Consider the following 23,129-nt stretch of genomic DNA (forward strand, 5'->3'; position numbering starts at 1 on the left):
ATCCAGTTCACGCCCGGTGTTCGCCTGGACGCGCGGCGCGCTGGTGCGGTCATTTCGGCACGGGAGCTGACACGATCCGGCCCGGCCGAGACACAGAGGAGTAGGGTTGAGCGCACTGGGAGCATTTCGCACACTGGCCTTCATGCCGTCGTCGTTCCCGGTGAGCAAAGACAGCCGGGTGTCGTCCATGGACAGTGCCCCCGGAGACAGGTTCGCGCCATGTCCGCGACCAAGACCGACCCGTACCTGTACCTCCGGCGCGAGCCCCCGGCGGCTTCGGGCACACGCATCGCGCTGAAACCCCCCGACGGCTCTCCCGGGCTCTTGGACGGCGCCTGGTGGCCCCGCTCCCGCGACTTGCTGCGTGAACTGCCCGCATTGATCGAGGTCTTGGACGCACGATGGGGGCGGATCACCCGCATTGCCGTGAATCCCCGGCACTGGCCCGTCATTCCGCGGAAGATTCCGGTGGCCGGGCACGTGGTGAAGGCGGGCTGGTTCACAACCGAGCAGGACCCGCACAAGCTTCTGCTTCTGTCCTACACGGCCGGACGCTGGGACCTTCTCGTCATCCCGCCGGAAACCGACGCCTCCACCGCTGCCCGGCTCATGGCGGCCGCCACCGACAGCACCGGCCCACAGCTCACCGCGAGCGCCCTCATGGGCGCGGAGGCGGCCCTGCACAACGCGACGGCCGTCGACCGGCGGCAAGACCCTGAGGAGGCGTGGGAGTACGAGGGCGGCGCCTCCTCGACCTTCGCCGTTGTCACGGCCCGCCCCAGCCGCCTCCTGGTGGGGATGTGAGTGCCATGACCACGGCCCTGACCATCGTGGTCACGTTGCTCCTGATCGTTGCCGCGGCACGCATGATCCACCTGCTCAACGCACAGCGCGCCGAGCGGATAGCGCTCCACCACTACTCCCGCTTCCAACCCCGTGACCGGGACGCCCGCGGCGAAAACGCTCCGCAGCCGGCCGGCCAGGCGGATCCGCCCGCCGTACCGACCCGCCGGGATCAGCGCGAGGGGGGACGGGGACGTCTGCGTCCTCGGCGTCGCGTCCGCCGGGACAGGGGCAGTTGATCCGTGAGTCACGCCTGATCCGTGACCCGCCCCGGGATCCAGTCAGGGCCGGCCGGCCTCGCCCATGGGAGTTCCGCCATGCAGCTTCTGATCACGCTCGTTGTCGTCGTCGCCCTACTTGTGCTCCTGGCACTGGCGATGTCCATCAAGATCGTCAAACAGTACGAGAAGGCGGTGCTCTTCCGACTCGGACGGCTGGCCGGCACGCGGACGCCCGGGTTGCGCGTCATCATTCCCCTGGTCGACGTCCTGCACCGGGTGTCGCTACGCATCGTGACAATGCCGATCCAGTCGCAGGGCATCATCACCCGCGACAACGTCAGCGTCGACGTATCGGCCGTCGCGTACTTCCGTGTCGTGGACGCCGTGAAATCGGTCATCGCCATCGAGAACGTGTCCGCCGCCATCAACCAGATCGCCCAGACCACCCTGCGCAAGGTGGTGGGCCAGCACACACTGGACGAGACGCTCTCGGAGACTGACCGCATCAACCTGGGCATCCGCGAGATCCTCGATGTCGCCACCGCGGAGTGGGGAGTTGAGGTCACACTCGTCGAGCTCAAGGACATCCAGCTGCCGGACAGTATGAAGCGCGCGATGGCCCGCCAGGCCGAGGCCGAGCGTGAAAAGCGAGCCAAAATCATCAACGCCGAGGGAGAGTCGCTCGCGGCGGCGGCACTCGGAGACGCCTCCGACACGATGATGGCCCACCCGCTGGCGCTCCAGCTCCGCAACTTGCAAAGCCTCGTGGAGATCGGCGTCGATAAGAACACCACCGTCGTCTTCCCCGCGCCCCTGATGAGTACCATCGGCGAACTGGGCGCCTTCCTCAGCAGGGAATCCGCGGCCGCGGCACCGGCGCCGACACCGCACCCGGCCGCGGACGACGCCGAGACCGTCCCGGTCCCGGGGTCGAACAACAAACCTGGCCCACTCCCCCAGTACAACTGACATCCCCTCTGGCCCCAGTCCCGGCCGGTCCGCCCGCAGCGCCCATGCCGAGTCCGGGAGCCCGCCGTGTCCGTCCGTCACCTCTCGTCGCCGCCCGGCCAGGTCTTCAGCAGACGTCCCCTCGACCTCGGAGACGACGGAGAGTTCCTCGCCCTTCTCGGCCGCCCGCGGACAGCCGCACGCACCAGAGGGGGTGCCTGTACGTGGGGCATGACACGCGCGCCAAACGCCCTCCCGGGCCTACCAGCCCGTCTCCGACCGCAGCGGCGCCCCCGCGTATCCCCCCGCTTGTCTCCCACCATCGAAGGACCGAGCCCGTGACCATGACCCTGCGCCCCCCTTCTTCGCTGCTGCCGGTACGCCTGCGCCTGACATCGCGGGGCAACGGTCCCCGCCCCATCGACGGCGTCTGGTGGCCCCGCTCGGATGACCTGACCACCGAACTGCCCCGCCTGATCCGCGCGTTGCCCCACTCGTGGCCGCGAATCGCCCACGTCACCGCGAACGCGACCATGTGGTCGGCCTTCCCCGGCCGGATCCTCGTCGCCAACCAAGTGATCCAACTGCACCGAGCCAGCAGCCACCGCACCCCTGACACGATCTGCCTCGTCGCCCCCGGCCACGGCCGATGGGACCTGCTGGTCGTCCGCACTCGCACCGAGAGAACCGAGGCACTGCGCCTCCTGTCCATCGCGGACGGCCCCGCCGCGGGAGGCAGGACCCAGCCGGTGCCGACCGACGCTCGGACAGGCATTTCGGAGCCGGCGGCGCGGGCCGTCGTTGGCCCTGTTCGCCGCTCGCCGTAGTGCACGCCGGCGGGGGCGGCTGGTCTGCACTCGGAGGCAGTATGTCTCCGCTGTTTGCAGGGACCGGTCTCGCCGAGGTGTTCCCGCTGCGCCGGCGTCCGGGGCACCCGGCTGAGCCAGCTTCTGACCCGCAGGCTCCGTCTGCCGGCCGAGAGAAGGCGGGCGGGTTGTAGTGCTCAGCGAGCAGGCCGCCAAGGTGGAGAACACCGCGCTCGCCCAGGCACTCGCGGACACCGCCACCATCGCGATCCGCCAGCAGCGCACCCTGGAACAGACCTACGTCGAGCGCGACCAGCTCCAGGCCGCACTGACCAGCCGGATCGTCATAGAACAGGCCGAAGGCATCCTCGCGGAACGCTGGCACACCAGCCCCGACGACACCTTCACCCGCTTCCGCACCTATGCCCGGACCACGGCCTGCGCATCTGCGACCTCGCCCACCAGATCATCAACAACGGTCCGCACGGCAGCCGTCCGGTCTGAGGCCGGTCACCCTCGCGCGGCGCCACCCGGGTCTCTCACCTTGGGTGCGCTGCCCCGCGCGTACCTGCCACTTGTGTTTCCCAGCCACGGGGGAAATGTGGCCGGTCGGCACCCTACCGGGCTGCTCGCTCCCGGCCTATGTTGGCGGGGCAGGCGCAACGGGGTTCGCACGACGCAACCCCGTCACGGCTCCGAGACCCGAGCCCTTCAGACCATGAGGCCCGGCTGGAGCCGCACCGCCAACAACCCGCGGCTCCAGCCTCCAGGGTCCTCCATGGCAGGATTCCGGGGCCCTCCCGCGACCCCCACTGCCATCAAGGACCCGCACGTGGGACGACGAGGAGGGGAGCCTCGCACCCCACGCGCCCCCGGCCGCCGCCAGCCCGGCGGCGGCCGTGAGACTTCGTTCAGAGGTGAATTGAGGCGCGATGGGTGCCACCTAGGCACCCCTATTGCCACCCGGGCCGTGTTGGTGGGCGTCGCGGCCAGTTGAGCGTTGGCCCGGGTTAGGCGCGAACGGGGGCTGGGGCGGAGCCCCAGGGGCCCCGGCTGCGGGCCGTGGGCGCTCCTCGCGCAGTTCCCCGCGCCCCTGCGCATCCGGGCCGACCCGCGTCGGGGCGTTATGCCGTGGGGACCGGGGTGGCGGTGAACGTGTGCCACAGGCGGGCGTACACACCCCCCGCCGCCAGAAGCTCCGCGTGCGTGCCGTCCTCCGCCACCCGGCCCCCGTCCATCACGATCACCCGGTCCGCGCGGGCCGCCGTGGTGAGGCGGTGGGCGACCACCAGCGTGGTGCGGCGCCCGGTCAGGCGGTCCGTGGCCTGGTTGACCTGGGCCTCGGTCGCCAGATCCAGCGCCGCCGTCGCCTCGTCGAGGAGCAGCACGTCCGGGTCGACCAGTTCCGCGCGGGCCAGCGCGATCAGCTGGCGCTGCCCGGCGGAGAGGTTGCGGCCGCGCTCGGCGACCTCGTGGAGGTAGCCCCCGTCCAGCGTCGCGATCATGTCGTGCGCGCCGACCGCCCGCGCCGCCGCCTCCACCTGCGCGTCGCTCGCGTCGGGGCGCCCGTACGCGATGGCGTCGCGGACCGTACCCGCGAAGAGGTACGCCTCCTGCGGGACCACCCCGAGCCGGTGCCGGTAGGCGGTGATGTCGAGGTCACGCAGGTCCGTGCCGTCGACCGTCACCCGCCCGCCCGTCGGATCGTAGAAGCGCGCCACCAGCTTGACCAGGGTGGACTTGCCCGCGCCGGTCTCGCCGACGAAGGCGACGGTCTGCCCGGCCGGTATGCGCAGGTCGATGCCGCTGAGCGCGTCCTCGGACTCCTGGGCGGCATCGCCCGTATCGCCCGCATCGGCGGCCCGGTACGCGAAGTCGACGTTCTCGAAGGCGATCTCCCCGCGCAGGGAGCGCACGTCGAGCGGTTCGGCCGCCGCCGACGTGGAGGTCTTCTCCTGGAGGAGTTCCTGGATCCGCTTGAGCGATACCGCCGCCTGCTGGTAGCCGTCGAAGACCTGCGAGAGCTGCTGGACGGGCGCGAAGAACAGGTCGATGTAGAGGAGGTAGGCGACGAGCGCACCCGTGGTCAGGGTGCCGCCGTCGACCCGGTGCGCGCCCACGATCAGGACGGCGGCCGCCGCCACCGACGACAGGAGCTGCACGAAGGGGAAGTACACCGAGATCAGCCACTGCCCGCGCACCCGCGCCGCGCGGTAGTGGTCGCTGCGCTTCGCGAACCGCTCGGCCCCGTCGTGCTCGCGCCGGAACGCCTGCACGATGCGCAGACCCGACACCGACTCCTGGAGGTCGGCGTTGACGACGCTGATCCGCTCACGGGCCAGCTCGTACGCCTTCACGCTCTTCTTGCGGAAAACGTACGTGCCGATGACGAGCAGCGGGAGCGTCGCGAAGACGACGAGGGCGAGCTGGAGGTCGATGAAGAGCAGCGCGACCATGATGCCGAAGAACGTGACGACGGAGACGAACGCGGTGACCAGACCCGTCTGGAGGAACGTGGACAGCGCGTCCACGTCCGTCGTCATGCGGGTCATGATCCGGCCGGTCAACTCCCGTTCGTAGTAGTCGAGTCCGAGCCGCTGGAGCTGCGCGAAGATCTTCAGGCGCAGGGTGTAGAGGACGCGTTCGCCGGTGCGTCCGGTCATGCGGGTCTCGCCGGTCTGGGCGAGCCACTGCACGGCGACGGTGAGCAGGGCGAGCCCGGACGCCGCCCACACCGCGCCCAGCGCGAGCTTGGTGACGCCCTGGTCGATGCCGTGCCGGATCAGGACGGGCAGGATGAGGGAGCCGCCCGCGTCGATCGCCACGAGGAGGAGCGAGACGAGCAGGGGGAGGCCGAAGCCCCGCAGCAGCCCACGCAGGCCGTACGACTCCTCCGGCTGGACCGCCTTCGCCTCGTCGATGCCCGGCACATCGGTCGCGGGCGGCAACGCCTCGACCTGGGCGAGCAGTTCGGGCGATTGGGGCCTGCCCTGCTCGAACGAAGTTGAGAGCTTGGGGAAGGGCATGCCGCCGGGGGCGGCGGACTCCGCCTTGTCCTCGCGGATCCACAGCGGCGGCGTGATGCCGCGCTCGGCGTCGAACTCCGCGTCCAGCTCGTCCCGTACGGAGTGATCGTCCTCCTCGGCGGCGGGTGCGGCCGGGGTGTGTCCGGGCGACACCGCGCCCAGCTCGTCGGGGTCGGTGAGCAGGCGGCGGTAGAGCGCGCTGTCGCGCTGGAGCTCGTCGTGGGTGCCGATCGCGGCGAGCCGTCCGCCGTCGAGGACGGCGATGCGGTCGGCGAGCGCGAGGGTGGAGCGGCGGTGCGCGATGAGCAGCGTGGTGCGGCCGGCCATGACCGACTTCAGGGCCTCGTGGATCTCGTGCTCGACGCGGGCGTCGACCGCCGAGGTCGCGTCGTCCAGGACGAGCAGGCGGGGGTCGGTGAGGATGGCGCGGGCGAGCGCGATGCGCTGGCGCTGGCCGCCGGAGAGCGTCAGGCCGTGTTCGCCGACGGTGGTGTCGTACCCCTTGGGCAGCTCGGCGATGAACCCGTCGGCCTGGGCGGCGCGGGCCGCCCTGTCGATCTCCTCCTGTGTGGCGTCCGGCTTCCCGTACGCGATGTTGGCGCGGATGGTGTCGGAGAAGAGGAAGGAGTCCTCGGGGACCAGGCCGATCGCGGCGCGCAGCGAGGAGAGGGTCAGCTCGCGCACGTCGTGGCCGCCGACGAGGACGGCGCCGTGCGCGACGTCGTAGAAGCGTGGCAGGAGCAGGGAGACGGTGGACTTGCCGGAGCCGGAGGAGCCGACCACGGCGACGGTCTCGCCGGGGCGGATGTCGAGCGAGAAGCCGTCAAGGACGGGCCGCTCGTCGTCGTAGCCGAAGCGCACGTCGTCGAATTCGACGGTGGCGGGAGCGTCGGCGGGCAGTTCCTTCGTGCCGTCCGCCATGGACGGCTCGGTGTCGATCAGCTCAAGGACGCGTTCGACGCCGGCCCGGGCCTGCTGGCCCACGGTGAGCACCATGGCGAGCATGCGCACGGGCCCGACGAGCTGGGCGAGGTAGGTGGAGAACGCGACGAACGTACCGAGCGTGATCTGGCCCCGGGTGGCGAGCCAGCCGCCGAGGGCCAGCATGGCGACCTGGCCGAGCGCGGGGACGGCCTGGAGGGCGGGGGTGTAGCGGGCGTTCAGCTTGATCGTGCGCAGGCGGCCCGCGAACAGCTTGCGCCCCACTTCGCGCAGCTTGCCGGTCTCCTGGTCCTCCTGGCCGAAGCCCTTGACGACGCGGACCCCGGACACCGCGCCGTCCACGACCCCGGCGACGGCGGCCGCCTGGCCCTGGGCGTACCAGGTGGCGGGGAAGAGGCGGGTGCGGCTGCGCTTGGCGATGAACCACAGGGCGGGGGCCACCGCGAGGGCGACGAGGGTGAGCAGCGGCGAGAGCCACGCCATGATCACGACGGAGATGACGAAGAGCAGGATGTTGCCGATGGTCATCGGCAGCATGAAGAGCAGGCCCTGGATCAGCTGGAGGTCGCTGGTGGCCCGGCCGACGACCTGCCCCGTGGACAGCTCGTCCTGGCGCCGCCCGTCGAGCCGGGTGATCGTGCGGTACATCTCGGTGCGCAGGTCGTGCTGGACGTCGAGGGCGAGGCGCCCTCCGTAGTACCGCCGTATGTACGTCATCGCGTACACCACGACGGCGCAGGCTATGAGGAGCCCGGTCCACACGGCGAGGGAGCGCGTGTGGTCGCCGATGACGTCGTCGATGACGACCTTGGTGATCAGCGGCACGAGCGCCATGACGGCCATGCCGCCGAGCGACGAGCCGAGCGCCAGCACCACATCGCGCCGGTACCGCCAGGCGTACCCGGTCAGCCTGCGCGCCCACCCCTGTCGCACACCCTCCGTCACGACGTTCCTCCCGTTGGTACGTGCCCTGCCGCAAGCCCCAACGCGGCGGCCGGCGGATTTCATCCCGCCGCAATGAATACGGGCCGTAAGGACGCGAGGACCCCGGGCCTTCATCGCGTTCCGCAGGCGCCCTATCGGTGGGTCGGGGCGAACATCCTCAGGACTGCGGGCAGTACGACCACCGAGGGGCCGGGGGTGGCCAGGGCCTGGGACAGGTCGGCGGTCAGGGTGTCCGCGCCCGTGCGGACGGCGGGCACGCCGAAGGACTCGGCCAGGGCGGCGAAGTCCGGGCGGGCGAGTTCGGTCGCCGTGGTCGCACCGAACGTGTCCGTCTGATACTCGCGCAGGATGCCGTAGCCGCCGTCGTCGACGATCAGCCACGTCACCGGCAGGTCGTACTGGCGGGCCGTGGCGAGCTCGGCGATGGAGTACATCGCGCCGCCGTCGCCGGAGACCGCGAGGACCGGGGTGGCGGGGTCGGCGACGGCGGCGCCGAGCGCGGAGGGGAACGCGTAGCCCAGGCCCCCGGCGCCCTGGGCGGAGTGCATCGCGCCGGGCCACGCCGACCACGCCCAGTAGGTGAGGATCGTCATGTCCCAGAAGCTGGGCGCCGAGGAGGGAAGCGCCGCGCGCACGGCGGCGAGGATCTTCTGCTCCTCGCCGAGCCCCTGGGCGTCGATACGGGCCCGTACCCGGTCCAGGACGGTCCGTACGCGCTCGGGCGCCCCCGGGTCCGTACGTGCGTCGACGGTTTCGAGCAGGGCCTGGAGCGCGATGCGGGCGTCCGCGTGGATGCCGAGCGCGGGGTGGTTGGACTCCAGTTTGCCGAGGTCGGCCTCGATCTGGATGATCCGGCCGCGCGGCGCGAAGGTGTGGTAGTTCGACGACAGCTCGCCGAGCCCGGAGCCCACCACGAGCAGGACGTCGGCGTCTTCGAGGAAGTCGGTGGTGTGGCGGTCCTCAAGCCAGGACTGGAGCGAGAGCGGGTGCTCCCAGGGGAAGGCGCCCTTGCCGCCGAAGGTCGTCACCACGGGCGCGTCGAGGCGTTCGGCCAGCGCGCGGAGCTTGCCCGAGGCGTCGGAGCGTACGACCCCGCCGCCCGCGATGATCACGGGCCGGGCCGCGCGGGACAGCAGGTCGGCGGCCACGGCGGTCAGCTCGTGGCGCGGGACCAGGTCCTCGGGGAAGGCGTCCATCGCGGTGACGACGGGCAGCGCCGCCTCGGCGAGGAGCACGTCCTCGGGGATCTCCACCCAGACCGGCCCGTGCGGCGCGGTCAGCGCCGACTCCCAGGCGGCCGCGATCGCGGAGGGGATCTGCGACTGGCTCCGCACGGTGTGGACGGACTTCACGATGTCGCGGAAGGAGGCCTGCTGGTCGCGCAGCTCGTGCAGATGGCCGTGGCGTCCGCCGCCAAGTCCCTTGCGCGGGACCTGACTTGAGATCGCCACGACCGGCGATGAGGCGGCCGCCGCCTCCTGGAGCGCGGCGAGCGAGGTGAGCGCGCCGGGCCCGGTCGAGAGCAGCAGCGGGGCCGCCTCTCCGGTGATCCGGCCGTACGCGTCGGCCGCGAAGCCCGCGTTGTTCTCGACCCGCAGCCCGACGTACGTGAGGTCCGAGCGGCGCAGGGCGTCGAACATGCCGAGCGCGTGCTGGCCGGGCAGCCCGAACACGGTGGTCGCGCCGAGCCCGGCCAGCGTCTCCACGACCAGGTCACCGCCGATGCGGCCGGGCGGAGGGTTCAGGGCCGCCGCCACCTGGCGCGGTGTGGGCCGCAGCTCGATGTCGTGGTGGTCGTGGGTCATCGCGTCCTCTCCTGTGGCACTGGGCCCGGGCCCGGCTGTGGCACTCGGCCCGGGCCAGCAGCGGATCGCCCCGCCGCCGGTTCCGGGTCGCGGACCGGGGTCCTCCGCCGGCCCCTCCCGCGTCTCAGGCGCGGCCCGCCGCGATCTGGCGGGACATGATCGTGGTCAGCTCGTAGGCCGTGTGCGAGGCGGCCACGCTGGTGATCTCGGCGTGGTCGTAGGCGGGGGCGACCTCGACGACGTCGGCCGAGACCAGGTTGCAGGAGGTCAGGCCCCGCAGGATCTCCAGGAGCTCGCGCGAGGTCATGCCGCCGGCCTCGGGGGTGCCGGTGCCGGGCGCGTGCGCCGGGTCGAGGCAGTCGATGTCGATGGAGATGTACAGCGGGCGGTCGCCGATGCGCTGGCGGAGCTGGTCGGCTACCTCGTCCGCGCCGCGCCGGTAGACGTCGGCGGAGGTGACGATGCCGAAGCCCATCTTCTCGTCGTCCGTCAGGTCCTGCTTGCCGTAGAGCGGGCCGCGGGTGCCGACGTGGGACAGCGCCTCGGTGTCGAGGATGCCCTCCTCGACGGCGCGCCGGAAGGGGGTGCCGTGGGTGTACTCGGCGCCGAAGTAGGTGTCCCACGTGTCCAGGTGCGCGTCGAAGTGGAGCAGCGCGACCGGGCCGTGCTTCTTGGCGACCGAGCGCAGCAGCGGCAGCGCGATGGTGTGGTCGCCGCCGAGCGTCATGAGGCGGGCGCCGGTGGAGAGCAGGTCGTCCGCGGCCGCCTCGATCGTGTCGACGGCCTCATTGATGTTGAACGGGTTGGCCGCGATGTCACCGGCGTCGGCGACCTGGGCGAGCGCGAAGGGCGAGGCGTCCTGGGCGGGGTTGTAGGGGCGCAGCAGACGCGAGGCCTCGCGGATGGCGTTGCCGCCGAAGCGGGCGCCGGGGCGGTAGGAGACGCCGGAGTCGAAGGGCACGCCGACCACGGCGACGTCGGCCGTGCCGACCTCGTCGAGGCGGGGCAGCCGGGCGAAGGTCGCGGGACCGGCGTACCGCGGGATGCGGGACGAGTCGATCGGACCGCGCGGCGTTTCGTTGCTGCTCATGTGAACTGCCCTTCTTTTTCAGCGTGTTGAGGCGGCCCGGGGCCGGGGGTGCGCCGGTGGGGCGCACCCAGGGGGGTGCGTCGGTGGCGCGGGTCCGGCCGGGACCGGCGGCGCGCGGGGCCTGTCCGCGCCCCCGGGTGCGCCCCCGGATGCGCCGCGTGGGCGGCGCTCGCCGCCTCCGCATGACCTTAGGTGGCCGGGCGGCCCCACTGAAGTGTACGTTTCCTCCACTTCTGACGCCGCCGATGGATGGATCGTCCACCATGCCGGAACCGACCGCACCGACCGCCCCGCCCACGCCGCCCATCGCCCTCGCCGCGCTGCTCGCCCGGACCGATCTGGGCCTGCGGCAGCTCGCGGGGCCACCGGACGCGTCCATCCGTTGGGTGCACGCCTCGGAGATGGCCGACCCGTACCCGTATCTGCTCGGCGGGGAGCTTCTGATGACGGCCGGCATCCAGCTGGGCGACCCCGAGGCGTACGTGTCCCGGGTCGTCGCGGCCGGGGCGGCGGCGCTGGGTTTCGGGGTGGCGCCGGTGTACGAGGAGGTGCCGCCCGCGCTGGTGGCGGCCTGCGCGCGGCACGGGCTTCCCCTGCTTGAGGTGCCGCCCCGTACGACGTTCTCCCGGGTGGCGCGGGCGGTGTGGCTCCTGATGGCCCGGGCCCGCGAGGACGAGCTGCGCCGCGTGAACGAGGCCCAGCGCGCGCTCGCGGCGGCGGCGTCGCGCTCCGCGCCGGTGGGGGCGGAGCGCTCCGCGCCGGTGGGGGCGGTGTTGCGGGTGCTGGCGGGGCGGCTCGGGGGGTGGGCGGCGCTCATGACCCCGGCGGGGTCGGTGGTCGAGTCGGCGGGGGCTGCCCCGTCGGCCCCGGTAGGGGAGGCGCTGGGGGCGCTGGTGCGGGTGGTGTCGCCTTCGGCGGATCGTCCCCACCCCGCCCCTTCCCGAAAGCCTCCGGCGGGCGGGGCGGGGGACGCGGCTCCGTCGCCTGCGGCCCGGCAGCCACGGGGCACCGCCCCGGACCCCGCTCCTCAAACGCCGGAGGGGCTGAATTGCGCGATGCCGCGTGAGCAGCGGGCGCCGCTTGAGGAGCGAGGGTCGCTCGAGGAGCGGGCACCGGGCGGTCGAACCCCCGGCTCCCAGGGGCCCGCTTCCACGCCGGAGCGCCCTGACCCCTCAGCCCCTCCGGCGTCCGAGGAGCCGGGGTCTGGGGGCAGACGGCCCGGGGCAACCACCGGGCCGCACGCCGCGCACAAACGAGGCCCCTCAACCCCTCCGGCGTTCGAGGAGCCGGGGTCTGGGGGCAGACGGCCCGGGGCAACCGCCGGGCCGCACGCCGCGCACAAACGAGGCCCCTCAACCCCTCCGGCGTTCGAGGAGCGGGGGGCCGGGGGCGGAGGGACCGGGGCATCCTTCGGGGCGCGGGCCGCTGACACTCCGCCGGAGGCTTTCGGGAAGGGGCGGGGCGGGGAGAACTCGCCGAAGGCACACCCCCTCACCGCCACCGACTCCGCCAACGGCACCCACCTCGCCGCCTACGCTCTGGCCGAGCCCGGAGGGATGGCCCTCGCCGTCGCCACCCCCCACCGCGCCCCCGGCGACCCCACCATCGCCGGCGTCGCGGCCGTGCTGCTCTCGCTGCTCACCGCCGGGCGCCCCACCACCGCCGAGGCCGCCCGTTCCGCCGCGTTGGTACGGATGCTGCTCGGCGGCTCCCCCGGCGAGACGGCGGCGCTGCTGGGCGAAGGACCCTGGGTCGTCGTATGCGCCCGGGGCACGGGCACCCCGCCCGACCTGGGGACGCCGCTGGTCGACGCCGCCGGCCCCGCCGTACGCGCCCTGGTACCGGCCGACCGCGAGGTCACCCCGCACCCCGGCTGGGCCCTGGGCGTCAGCGCCCCGGCCGGCATCGAGGGGCTGGCCGTGGCCGACACCCAGGCCGCCCGCGCCCTGGCCCGCGCCGTGGCCACCCGCACCCCGTTGGCCCGCCACCGCCCAGCCGGATTCGCCGGCCTGCTCGACCCCGCCGAGGCCACCGCGTACGCCCGCGAACTCCTCACCCCACTCAGCGAACCCCTGCGCACCACCCTGGGCAACTGGCTCGCCCTGCACGGCAGTTGGGACCGCACGGCCACCACCCTCGGCGTACACCGCAACACCGTGCGCCAACGCATCGCCCGCTGCGCGGCGCTGCTCGGCGCCGACCTCGACGACATGGACGTCCGCACAGAGCTGTGGCTGGCGCTGCGCCACTTGTAAGGTCACTTCAGTAACAGCCGCCAGAGATCGGCACAGTGGCCGGAAGTCAGCACGTGAGCAAGCTCGTGCGCCACGTCGTAGTCCACTCGCCCCTCATGCGCCCACTCCCGCAGGCCGGTGCGGGTGCGGCTCGATCTCGACTCCGTGCGCCGTGAGCCAGAGCACGCGCCGCCGCCGGGCCTCATCCCGCTCGTGCGCGACGAGATAGGGGCGGACGAGGAGGCTGTCCTCACCCCGGAAGATCGGTTCGGGGTCCGGGGCGGCGACGGCCCTCGGCGGGGAGGGGCGCGGCGGATCCGGTTCCGGCTCGGCGGCCCGTAACCGCAGCAGCAGGCTTTCAAGCAGTCGGATGATCCAATACGTCATGTCGCGGCCCTTTCCACGCAGTTGGCGGGCGCCCGCCTCGATGTCGTTGTGTAGCGATCCACTTACAGAGTGAGACCGGGCGGGCTAGCCTTGCCAGCGGGTAGCGCGTGACAAGGCTTTTGTCGCAAGGGAGTTGGCCGTGACCAATACGTACGGCGAGTGGCTGCGCCAGCAGCGCGAGGCGGCCGGCCTCACTCAGCAGGCGCTGGCCGAGAAGGCGTTCATGACGCGGTCGCACATCGCGCACATCGAGGCGGGGCGAAGGATTCCCTCCAAGGACGATGCGCGGAGACTGGACATGGCGCTGGGTACGGGCGATGTACTGAGCAGCTTTCTGCCGGGGGATGATTCGCCAGTCGCCGATCGCTTCGTGGCCGCGCGATACCTCGAACAACAGGCCACAATGATCAGGGAGTTCGCGCTCTCATACGTGCCGGGCATCTTGCAGACAGAAAGATACGCACGCGCGGTTATTGGCGCCGCGTTCCCGCCTCACGGCGAGGAGGAGTGTGACACGCGGGTTGTCGCACGGCTTGACCGCTCGAAGATCCTCACCAATCCGGTAACCCCCGTAGTGTGGGCGCTGCTGGACGAGGCGGTACTCCAGCGCCCAGTTGGCGGACCGGAGGTCATGGCTGAGCAGATCATGCACGTCGTCCGGCTGGCTGAGAGCGGGCGGTTGCGCACGCATGTGTTGCCCCTGAGCTTGGGGGCCTACCCGCTCATGCAGAGCATGCTGACGCTGATGTGGTTCGAGGACCAACCCCCTGCCGCCTACAGCGAAGGGTTGTCCATCGCTAAGGTCCACGACTCCCCAGCCGAGGTCGAGCGACTGCAAGCCATCTACGATCTTGCACTGGGTGAAGCGCTACCGACGAAAGAGTCACTCGCCCTCATGAGGGCGCGAGCAAAGGACTACGGATACCGTGAGTGAGCACATAATCCCGGACGCCGCCTCGCTGAGCGGCTGGCGTAAGTCGTCACACAGCGGAAGCGACTCGGACAGCTGCGTCGAAGTGGTGGATGCCTACCCGACGGGCGTCCCCGTCCGCGACTCCAAGGCCCCGAACGGCCCGGCGCTGGTCTTCCCTGTGAGGGGCTGGTCATCTTTCGTCGCGGCAGTCAAAGCTGGAGAGTTCGCCGTCTGAATATGCCCAGACAACAGGCCCGCGCTTCCCAGAGCGCGGGCCTCTCTCTGGAACGGCTCGCCTCGGGAGGCACCCGAGCGTGTGCGGTCTCACTCTGGACAGCGCCGGTGACCGCCGGGTAACTTCGTTATTCAACCTGAGCAAGCGCTTAGCCGAATTGCGAGCCGAGGAGGGCGTCCGTGCGCCGTACGGTATTCAACGAAGACCACGAGGCGTTCCGGGAGACCCTGCGCGCCTTCATCGAGGCCGAGGTCGTCCCGGTCTACGACGAGTGGTTCGCGCAGGGCATCGTGCCGCGCGAGTTCTACTACAAGCTCGCCGAGCTCGGCATCTTCGGCATCCGCGTGGACGAGGAGTTCGGCGGCGCCGGCATCGACTCGTACAAGTTCGAGGCCGTGATGTACGAGGAGACGGCCCGCGCGGGCGTCCAGTTCGGCGGCTCGGGCGTGCACGTGCTGCTCGGCCTGCCCTACATCAAGATGCTCGCCACCGACGAGCAGAAGAAGCGGTTCCTGCCGAAGTTCGTCTCCGGTGAGGAGATGTGGGCGCTCGCGATGACCGAGCCCGGCACCGGTTCCGACCTCGCGGGCATGAAGACCACCGCCAAGCTCTCCGAGGACGGCACGCACTACGTCCTCAACGGCGCCAAGACCTTCATCACCGGCGGCGTGCACGCCGACCGTGTGATCGTCTGCGCCCGTACCGCCGCGCCCTCCGCCGAGGACCGCCGCCACGGCATCTCGCTGTTCGCGGTGGACACCAGGTCCGAGGGCTACTCGGTGGGCCGCAAGCTCGACAAGCTGGGCCTGAAGACCTCCGACACCGCCGAGCTGGCGTTCGTCGACGTGAAGGTGCCCGTCGAGGACCTGCTCGGCGAGGAGAACAAGGGCTTCTACTACCTCGGCCACAACCTCGCCTCCGAGCGCTGGGGCATCGCCTTCGGGGCGTACGCGCAGGCCAAGGCGGCCGTGCGGTTCGCCAAGGAGTACGTCCAGGACCGTACGGTGTTCGGCAAGACGGTCGCCTCGTTCCAGAACACCAAGTTCGAACTGGCCGCCTGCCAGGCCGAGGTGGACGCCGCGGAGGCCGTCGCCGACCGCGCGCTCGAAGCGCTCGACGCGGGTGAGCTGACGCCGGCCGAGGCCGCGTCCGCGAAGCTGTTCTGCACCGAGGTGGCGCACCGCGTCATCGACCGCTGCCTCCAGCTGCACGGCGGGTACGGCTTCATGAACGAGTACCCGATCGCCCGCCTGTACGCGGACAACCGGGTGAACCGGATCTACGGCGGCACCAGCGAGATCATGAAGTCCATCATCGCCAAGGACATGGGTCTGTAGCAGGGCTCGGGTACAACTACCTTCATGCATCAGGCACTTGAGAGCCTTCTCGATCTGCTCGACCTCGAGCGGATCGAGGAGGACATCTTCCGGGGGCACTCCCGCTCGGCGGTGGTCCCCCGCGTCTTCGGCGGGCAGGTGGCGGCGCAGGCGCTGGTCGCGGCCGGGCGTACCGTCCCGGTCGAGCGGCCGGCGCACTCGCTGCACGCGTACTTCCTGCGGGCGGGTGACCCGGGCGCGCCGATCGTCTACACCGTGGACCGGATCCGTGACGGCGCGTCCTTCACGACCCGCCGGGTCGTGGCCATCCAGCACGGGAAGCCGATCTTCCATCTCTCGGCGTCGTTCCAGACGTACGAGGAGGGCATGGAGCACCAGGCCTCGATGCCGGCCGCGCCGGACCCGGAGTCGCTGGCGACGGCCGCCGAGATGCTGCCGCGGTACGCGTCCGCCTTCCGCGACCCGGGGGTGGTGGACCGGCTGATCGAAGCGCGCGCGGCGGTCGATCTTCGGTACGTGGACGCGCCGCCGTGGGGCACGGTCGGCACGCCGCGTGAGCCGCGCTCGCAGGTGTGGTTCCGCACGAACGGCAAGCTGGCGGACGATCCGCTGCTGCACGTGTGCCTGGCCACGTACGTCTCCGACATGACGCTGCTCGACTCGGTGCTGCTCGCGCACGGGCGGGGCGGGTGGGCGGTGGGCGACGTGGTGGGTGCGTCGCTCGACCACGCGATGTGGTTCCACCGGCCGTTCCGGGCGGACGAATGGCTCCTGTACGACCAGGAGTCGCCTTCGGCGGCGGGCGGGCGCGGGCTGGGGCAGGCCCGCATCTACACGCAGGACGGCCGTCTGGCGATCACAGTGATCCAGGAGGGCGTGGTCCGGGTGCCGCGCGCGTAAGCCCCGGCCGTCTGCGGACCGTGGCCCCGTTTTGCGCAGTTCCCCGCGCCCCTGGCGGGGCTTGTGCTGGCCCATGTGCACATACCCAGCCTGTCCGGCGATTGAGGACGAGGCCGTTCAGGCCGAACGGGGTCTGGGGCAGAGCCCCAGGGACCCCGGCTGCGGACCGTGGGTGGCTGGGCGCGCAGTTCCCCGCGCCCCTGGCGGGGCTGGTGCTGGTCCACATGGGAATGTCAGCCCCTGACAGGGGACGTGCCGGCCCGCAGCGGCAACCCCAGCCTGTCCGGCGTTTGAGGACGAGGCCGTTCAGGCCGAACGGGGTCTGGGGCGGGCCCCGGGGGTTAGTTCAGGAGGCCCGCCGCGTTCAGGACGTACGCCGTCATGGGCTCGTAGAAGCGCGGGTCCAGGACGTGGTCGTCCAAGGGAACGGCGACCTGTAGCGTCCCCTCCGCCTCGCCGATGAACAGCGCCGGGTCGTTGCAGTCCGCGTACCCCATCGCGTCCACCCCGAGCTGCCCCGCGCACCCCGCCCACCCGTGGTCGGCCACCACGAGGTCCGGCGCCGTGTCGAGCGCGCCCAGGATCGCCCGCATGGGCTCGGGCGAGTGGGTGTGCCACAGCGACGCGCCCCGCTCGAAGACGGCCACGTCGGCGAACTGCACGACGTACCCCTCGTCGGCCGTGAGCCCGCCCGGGATGCGTACGATCTCGCACCCCGCCGCCCGCAGCGCCGCCGCCGTCCGGCTGTGGACGTCCAGGAGCGCGCCCGGGTGGCCGGTCGCGAACAGCACCCGCTCCCGCCCCGCCGCCGCCTTGCGCAGCCGCGCCGCCATCCGCTCCAGGGCGTCGACGGTCAGCTCGGGGTCGATGGTGTCCTGCCCCGCGCGGTGCCCGGGGTCGTCCACGACGCCGCAGCGCTCGGCCATGACGGCCAGCACGTCCTGCTCGTCGCGCCAGCGGTCCCCCAGCTCAAGGCCCAGCCAGTAGTGGCGGTCGCCGTTGGCGAGCTTGCGGTAGTGGGAGAGGTTGTTGTCGCGGGGCGTGGCGACGTCACCGGCGATACGGGTGCGGACGAGATGGTCGACGAGGGCGGCACGGCTGGGTATCGGCATGCGGCCATTCTGCCCCGCCCGGTCCGCGGTCCGCCGTCCCGTCCCGCGACCGGACACCGCACGCGCCGCCCGCCGGGCCCACCGCGCGCCGCCCGTCGTGCTCAGCGCCCCTCGAGCGAGGCGAACGCGCCGTGTGCGAGGCGGCGCAGCAGCGCCTCGGTGCCCGCGCGCCCCGGCAGCCCCGTGCCGTGCGCGCCGAGGTGCGGCGTGGAGTTGAGCAGCCCGAACACGGCGTGCACGGCGCCGCGCACCTCCGCCTCCGGCACCGATGGATACAGCTCCCGCACGGCTCCGACCCACAGCTCGACGTACTGCCGCTGGAGCTGGCGCACGAGCTTGCGGTCGCTCTCGCGCAACCGGTCGAGTTCGCGGTCGTGCAGGGTGATCAGGGCCCGGTCGTCGAGCGCGAAGTCGATGTGGCCGTCGATGAGCGAGCCGAGCAGCCGCTCGGGGTCGCCCGTCGCCTCAGCGACCCGCTTGCGCCCGCCGTCGTACAGGCGCCCGCTGATGCCGACGAGCAGTTCGGCCAGCATCGCGTCCTTGCCGGCGAAGTGCCGGTAGAGGCCGGGTCCGCTGATGCCGACGGCCGCCCCTATCTCATCGACGCCGACGCCGTGGAAGCCGCGCTCGGCGAAGAGGCGGGCGGCCTCGCGCAGGATCTGCTCGCGCCGGGTGGGGGCGTCGGTACGGGTGCTCATGAGAAGTCATTCTAGACAATGGGGTTAGCGCTCGTTAACCTGAAGGGAATGAGTTAACGGTTATTAACATTCGTTGACATCGCCGCGTACGGGCAAGGGGGCTCGACACGATGCAGCAGGCACCGGTCCTGAGGAGCGGGGAGGATCCCGCATCCGAGGCCTGGCGGGCCAACGAGGCGGCGCACCGGGCGCTCGGCGAGGAGCTGCGGGCCAAGCTCGCCGCGGCCCGGCTCGGCGGGGGTGAGCGGTCGCGCGCGCGGCATGTGGCGCGCGGCAAGCTGCTGCCCCGAGACCGCGTGGACACCCTCCTCGATGCCGGCTCGCCCTTCCTGGAGCTGGCCCCGCTGGCCGCCGACGGGCTGTACGAGGGGCAGGCGCCCGCCGCGGGCGTGATCGCCGGGATCGGGCGGGTGAGCGGTCGCGAGTGCGTGATCGTCGCCAATGACGCCACGGTCAAGGGCGGCACGTACTACCCGATGACGGTCAAGAAGCACCTGCGCGCGCAGGAGGTGGCCCTGGAGAACCGGCTGCCGTGCCTCTACCTGGTCGACTCGGGCGGCGCGTTCCTGCCGATGCAGGACGAGGTGTTCCCCGACCGCGAGCACTTCGGCCGGATCTTCTACAACCAGGCCCGGATGTCAGGCGCGGGCATTCCGCAGATCGCGGCCGTGCTCGGCTCGTGCACGGCGGGCGGCGCGTATGTGCCCGCGATGAGCGACGAGGCCGTGATCGTCCGCAACCAGGGCACGATCTTCCTGGGCGGGCCCCCGCTGGTGAAGGCGGCGACCGGCGAGGTCGTCACCGCCGAGGAGCTGGGCGGCGGGGAGGTGCACTCGCGCGTCTCGGGCGTCACCGACCACCTGGCGGAGGACGACGCGCACGCTCTGAGGATCGTGCGCACCATCGTGGCCACCCTGCCCGCGCGCGGCCCGCTGCCGTGGTCGGTGGAACCGGCCGAGGAGCCCAAGGCCGACCCGTTCGGGCTCTACGGCGCGGTGCCGGTCGACTCGCGCACGCCCTACGACGTACGGGAAGTGATCGCCCGGGTCGTCGACGGCTTGCGCTTCCAGGAGTTCAAGGCCGAGTTCGGGCAGACCCTGGTCACCGGGTTCGCGCGGATCCACGGCCACCCCGTCGGGATCGTCGCCAACAACGGCATCCTGTTCTCCGAATCCGCCCAGAAGGGCGCCCACTTCATCGAGCTGTGCGACCAGCGCGGCATCCCGCTGGTGTTCCTCCAGAACATCTCGGGCTTCATGGTCGGGCGCGACTACGAGGCGGGCGGCATCGCCAAGCACGGCGCGAAGATGGTGACGGCGGTCGCCTGCACACGCGTGCCGAAGCTGACCGTCGTGATCGGCGGCTCCTACGGCGCGGGCAACTACTCGATGTGCGGCCGGGCCTACAGCCCCCGCTTCCTGTGGATGTGGCCCAACGCCAAGATCTCGGTGATGGGCGGCGAGCAGGCCGCCTCCGTCCTCGCGACCGTCAAGCGCGACCAGTTGGGCGACGACTGGAGCGCCGAGGACGAGGAGGCCTTCAAGGCCCCCATCCGCGAGCAGTACGAGACCCAGGGCAACGCCTACTACGCGACGGCCCGGCTCTGGGACGACGGGGTGATCGACCCGGTCGACACCCGCCAGGTCCTCGGCCTCGCCCTGACCGCGTGCGCCAACGCCCCGCTCGCCGAGCCCGCCTTCGGCGTCTTCCGGATGTGAGGGGCACACCGTCCATGACGCCATCCACGTCGATTTCAAGGGTGAGAGCTCCCATGTTCACGACAGTGCTCGTCGCCAACCGGGGCGAGATCGCGGTCCGCGTGATCCGCACCCTGCGCCGGCTCGGCATCCGCTCGGTCGCCGTCTTCAGCGACGCGGACGCCCAGGCGCGCCACGTCCAGGAGGCGGACACGGCGGTACGGATCGGTCCGGCCGCCGCCTCCGAGAGCTATCTGCGCCCCGAGCGGCTGATCGAGGCGGCGCTGCGCAGCGGCGCCCAGGCCGTCCACCCGGGCTACGGCTTCCTCGCGGAGAACGCGGGATTCGCCCAGGCCTGTGCCGAAGCGGGTCTCGTCTTCATCGGCCCGCCGGCCGGCGCGATCTCCCTGATGGGCGACAAGATCCGCGCCAAGGAGACCGTGCAGAAGGCCGGCGTCCCGGTCGTGCCCGGCTCCTCGGGCAGCGGCCTGAGCGATGCCCAACTGGCCGACGCGGCACGGGAGATCGGCATGCCGGTGCTCCTCAAGCCCAGCGCGGGCGGCGGCGGCAAGGGCATGCGCCTGGTGCGCGAGGAGGCGCTGCTTGGCGAGGAGATCGCGGCGGCGCGGCGGGAGGCCCGCGCCTCCTTCGGTGACGACACGCTGCTCGTCGAGCGCTGGATCGACCGGCCGCGCCACATCGAGATCCAGGTCCTGGCCGACGGCCACGGCAACGTGATCCACCTAGGCGAGCGCGAGTGCTCGCTCCAGCGCCGCCATCAGAAGATCATCGAGGAGGCGCCCAGCGTCCTGCTCGACGAGGCGACGCGCGCGGCGATGGGCGAGGCGGCCGTCCAGGCGGCCCGCTCGTGCGGCTACTCGGGCGCGGGCACGGTGGAGTTCATCGTGCCGGGCAGCGACCCCTCCTCGTACTACTTCATGGAGATGAACACCCGCCTCCAGGTCGAGCACCCGGTCACCGAGCTCGTCGTGTCCTTCGGTCCGGCCGGCGCCGGGGACGGCGTGGACCTCGTGGAGTGGCAGCTGCGCGTCGCGGCCGGCGAACAACTCCCCTACGAGCAGAAGGACATCACCCTCACCGGCCACGCCATCGAGGCCCGGCTGTGCGCCGAGGACCCCTCGCGCGGCTTCCTGCCCTCGGGCGGTACGGTCCTGGGCTTGCGCGAACCGCAGGGTGAGGGAGTGCGCACCGACTCGGGTCTGAGCGAGGGCGCCGAGGTCGGCAGCCTCTACGACCCGATGCTGTCCAAGGTCATCGCGTACGGGCCCGACCGGGCGACCGCGCTGCGCAAGCTGCGTGCGGCGCTCGCCGGCACGGTCACCCTCGGGGTGCCCACCAACGCCGGGTTCCTGCGCCGCCTGCTGGCCCATCCGGCTGTGGTGGCGGGCGAGTTGGACACCGGTCTCGTGGAGCGCGAGGCGGATTCGCTCATCCCGGACGGCGTACCCGAGGAGGTGTACGCGGCGGCGGCCGCCGTACGGCTGGACGCGCTGAAACCCGTGCCCGCCGAGGGCTGGACCGACCCGTTCTCGGTGCCGAGCGGCTGGCGCATGGGCGGCGAGCCGAAGGCCCTGGCCTTCCCGCTGCGCGTGGCGGGACTCGAACCCGTCATGCGGCCGGCGCCCACCGGGGCGGCCGTCACCGCCGACCGCGTCACCGTCGAGCTGGACGGCGTCACCCACACCTTCCACCGCGCCGGACACTGGCTCGGCAGGGACGGCGACAGCTGGCACGTGCAGGACCACGACGCCGTGGAGGCCGCCCTGTCCGGCCGGAGCCATGGCGGCGCCGACACGCTGGCCGCGCCCATGCCGGGCACGGTCACCGTCGTCAAGGTGGCACTCGGCGACGAAGTGGACGCCGGGCAGAGCCTGTTGGTGGTCGAAGCGATGAAGATGGAGCACGTCATCTCCGCGCCGCACGCCGGGACGGTCACCGAACTCGACGTGGTGCCCGGCTCCACCGTGGCCATGGACCAGGTCCTGGCCGTCGTCACGCCCGCCGCCCAGGAGAGCCCCGAGGAGCCGTCATGACCGGCCTGCCCATGGTCGTACCGGCGCCGGAGCTCCCGGCCCGGGTCCGCATTCACGAGGTCGGCGCGCGCGACGGGCTCCAGAACGAGAAGGCGGTCGTGCCCACCGAGGTCAAGGCCGAGTTCGTGCACCGCCTGGCCGCCGCCGGCCTGACCACCATCGAGGCGACGAGCTTCGTGCACCCCAAGTGGGTGCCCCAACTCGCCGACGCCGAAGCCCTGTTCCCGATGCTGGGCGACCTGGAGGGCGTGGCGCTGCCCGTCCTCGTACCGAACGAGCGGGGCCTTGAGCGGGCGCTCGCGCTCGGCGTCCGTCGCGTCGCGGTGTTCGCCAGTGCCACCGAGTCCTTCGCCCAGGCCAATCTGAACCGCTCGGTCGACACCTCCCTCGCCATGTTCGAGCCGGTGGTGGCCCGCGCCCGGGCCGAGGGCGCGCACGTGCGGGGCTATCTGTCGATGTGCTTCGGCGACCCGTGGGAAGAGGCGGTGCCCATCGCGCGGGTGGTGCGCGTCGCCAAGGCGCTCATCGACATGGGCTGCGACGAGCTGAGCCTCGGCGACACCATCGGCGTCGCCACCCCCGGCCATGTGCGGGCCCTGCTGGGCGCGCTCAACGAACAGGGCGTGCCGACCGACGCCATCGGGGTGCACTTCCACGACACCTACGGCCAGGCACTCGCCAACACCCTTGCCGCACTCCAGCACGGAGTGAGCACCGTGGACGCGTCGGCGGGCGGCCTCGGCGGCTGCCCCTACGCCAAGTCCGCGACCGGAAACCTCGCCACCGAAGACCTCGTGTGGATGCTCAAGGGCCTCGGTGTCGACACCGGGGTCGATCTCGGCCTGCTCAGCGCCACCAGCGCCTGGATGGCCGGACAGCTGGGCCGCCCCAGCCCCTCCCGCACCGTACGTGCCCTCTCCCACCAGGAGTCGTAGC

The 23,129-nt window shown here is 71.9% G+C and carries 18 protein-coding genes; 12 read left to right on the forward strand and 6 right to left on the reverse strand.

The window, feature by feature from the left end; translation table 11 throughout:
• Positions 1-219: 219 nt before the first annotated feature.
• The 4 genes from ABR738_RS15065 to ABR738_RS15080 all read left to right on the forward strand — a co-directional run bounded on the left by ABR738_RS15065 (position 220) and on the right by ABR738_RS15080 (position 3,815).
• Positions 220-804, forward strand: a complete 585-nt coding sequence (locus ABR738_RS15065; RefSeq protein WP_350230489.1) for a DUF5994 family protein — start codon at positions 220-222, stop codon at positions 802-804.
• A gap of 356 nt (positions 805-1,160) precedes the next feature.
• Positions 1,161-2,033, forward strand: a complete 873-nt coding sequence (locus ABR738_RS15070) for a slipin family protein (RefSeq protein ID WP_350230490.1) — start codon at positions 1,161-1,163, stop codon at positions 2,031-2,033.
• A gap of 323 nt (positions 2,034-2,356) precedes the next feature.
• Positions 2,357-2,839 carry a DUF5994 family protein gene (locus tag ABR738_RS15075; RefSeq protein WP_350234583.1) on the forward strand — a complete coding sequence of 161 codons (483 nt, stop codon included), beginning with the start codon at positions 2,357-2,359 and terminating at the stop codon, positions 2,837-2,839.
• Positions 2,840-3,035: 196 nt separating this feature from the next.
• Complete coding sequence (locus tag ABR738_RS15080) at positions 3,036-3,815, forward strand: ANTAR domain-containing protein (RefSeq protein ID WP_350234584.1); 780 nt, start codon at positions 3,036-3,038, stop codon at positions 3,813-3,815.
• A 127-nt stretch (positions 3,816-3,942) separates the two neighbouring features.
• Here the strand turns inward: ABR738_RS15080 and ABR738_RS15085 are convergent, their stop codons facing one another.
• From ABR738_RS15085 to speB, 3 genes are all read right to left on the reverse strand, one after another.
• Complete coding sequence (locus ABR738_RS15085) at positions 3,943-7,731, reverse strand: ABC transporter ATP-binding protein (RefSeq protein WP_350230491.1); 3,789 nt, start codon at positions 7,729-7,731, stop codon at positions 3,943-3,945.
• Between the two features lie 131 nt (positions 7,732-7,862).
• Entirely contained in the window at positions 7,863-9,536 is a 1,674-nt protein-coding gene (locus ABR738_RS15090; protein WP_350230492.1) for a thiamine pyrophosphate-binding protein, read from the reverse strand.
• 124 nt (positions 9,537-9,660) lie between these two features.
• Positions 9,661-10,626 carry an agmatinase gene (speB, locus tag ABR738_RS15095; protein WP_350230493.1) on the reverse strand — a complete coding sequence of 322 codons (966 nt, stop codon included), beginning with the start codon at positions 10,624-10,626 and terminating at the stop codon, positions 9,661-9,663.
• Between the two features lie 263 nt (positions 10,627-10,889).
• On the opposite strand from speB, the gene ABR738_RS15100 reads away from it, so the two are divergent.
• Complete coding sequence (locus ABR738_RS15100; protein ID WP_350230494.1) at positions 10,890-12,881, forward strand: PucR family transcriptional regulator ligand-binding domain-containing protein; 1,992 nt, start codon at positions 10,890-10,892, stop codon at positions 12,879-12,881.
• A gap of 93 nt (positions 12,882-12,974) precedes the next feature.
• On the opposite strand, the gene ABR738_RS15105 is transcribed toward ABR738_RS15100, so the two are convergent.
• Complete coding sequence (locus ABR738_RS15105) at positions 12,975-13,247, reverse strand: hypothetical protein (protein ID WP_350230495.1); 273 nt, start codon at positions 13,245-13,247, stop codon at positions 12,975-12,977.
• A gap of 139 nt (positions 13,248-13,386) precedes the next feature.
• On the opposite strand from ABR738_RS15105, the gene ABR738_RS15110 reads away from it, so the two are divergent.
• From ABR738_RS15110 to tesB, 4 genes are all read left to right on the forward strand, one after another.
• Positions 13,387-14,181, forward strand: a complete 795-nt coding sequence (locus ABR738_RS15110; RefSeq protein WP_350230496.1) for a helix-turn-helix domain-containing protein — start codon at positions 13,387-13,389, stop codon at positions 14,179-14,181.
• Positions 14,174-14,395, forward strand: a complete 222-nt coding sequence (locus ABR738_RS15115; protein ID WP_350230497.1) for a DUF397 domain-containing protein — start codon at positions 14,174-14,176, stop codon at positions 14,393-14,395. Before ABR738_RS15110 ends, ABR738_RS15115 begins: the two co-directional genes overlap by 8 nt.
• A 179-nt stretch (positions 14,396-14,574) precedes the next feature.
• Complete coding sequence (locus tag ABR738_RS15120) at positions 14,575-15,732, forward strand: acyl-CoA dehydrogenase family protein (RefSeq protein WP_350230498.1); 1,158 nt, start codon at positions 14,575-14,577, stop codon at positions 15,730-15,732.
• A gap of 24 nt (positions 15,733-15,756) precedes the next feature.
• A complete protein-coding gene (gene tesB, locus ABR738_RS15125; protein WP_350230499.1) occupies positions 15,757-16,632 on the forward strand; it encodes an acyl-CoA thioesterase II in 876 nt (291 codons plus the stop codon).
• 341 nt (positions 16,633-16,973) lie between these two features.
• Here tesB and ABR738_RS15130 read toward each other — a convergent pair whose 3' ends face one another.
• Positions 16,974-17,744, reverse strand: coding sequence for a phosphatase (locus tag ABR738_RS15130; RefSeq protein WP_350230500.1), 771 nt, complete (start codon positions 17,742-17,744; stop codon positions 16,974-16,976).
• A 101-nt stretch (positions 17,745-17,845) separates the two neighbouring features.
• Positions 17,846-18,442 carry an SACE_7040 family transcriptional regulator gene (locus tag ABR738_RS15135; protein WP_350230501.1) on the reverse strand — a complete coding sequence of 199 codons (597 nt, stop codon included), beginning with the start codon at positions 18,440-18,442 and terminating at the stop codon, positions 17,846-17,848.
• A gap of 110 nt (positions 18,443-18,552) precedes the next feature.
• Between ABR738_RS15135 and ABR738_RS15140 the strand changes: the two genes are divergently transcribed.
• Genes ABR738_RS15140 through ABR738_RS15150 form a run of 3 tightly spaced genes read left to right on the forward strand, consistent with a single transcriptional unit; the run spans position 18,553 to position 23,128 of the window.
• A complete protein-coding gene (locus ABR738_RS15140; protein ID WP_350230502.1) occupies positions 18,553-20,160 on the forward strand; it encodes a carboxyl transferase domain-containing protein in 1,608 nt (535 codons plus the stop codon).
• 53 nt (positions 20,161-20,213) lie between these two features.
• On the forward strand, positions 20,214-22,193 hold the full coding sequence (locus ABR738_RS15145; RefSeq protein WP_350230503.1) for an ATP-binding protein: 1,980 nt from the start codon (positions 20,214-20,216) through the stop codon (positions 22,191-22,193).
• Positions 22,190-23,128: a hydroxymethylglutaryl-CoA lyase gene (locus tag ABR738_RS15150; RefSeq protein WP_350230504.1), complete on the forward strand. Its 939-nt coding sequence runs from the start codon at positions 22,190-22,192 to the stop codon at positions 23,126-23,128. The genes ABR738_RS15145 and ABR738_RS15150 overlap by 4 nt, the downstream gene beginning before the upstream one ends.
• The last annotated feature ends 1 nt before the right edge of the window (position 23,129 follow it).

It is taken from the genome of Streptomyces sp. Edi4 (assembly GCF_040253615.1).
Lineage (GTDB): Bacteria > Actinomycetota > Actinomycetes > Streptomycetales > Streptomycetaceae > Streptomyces.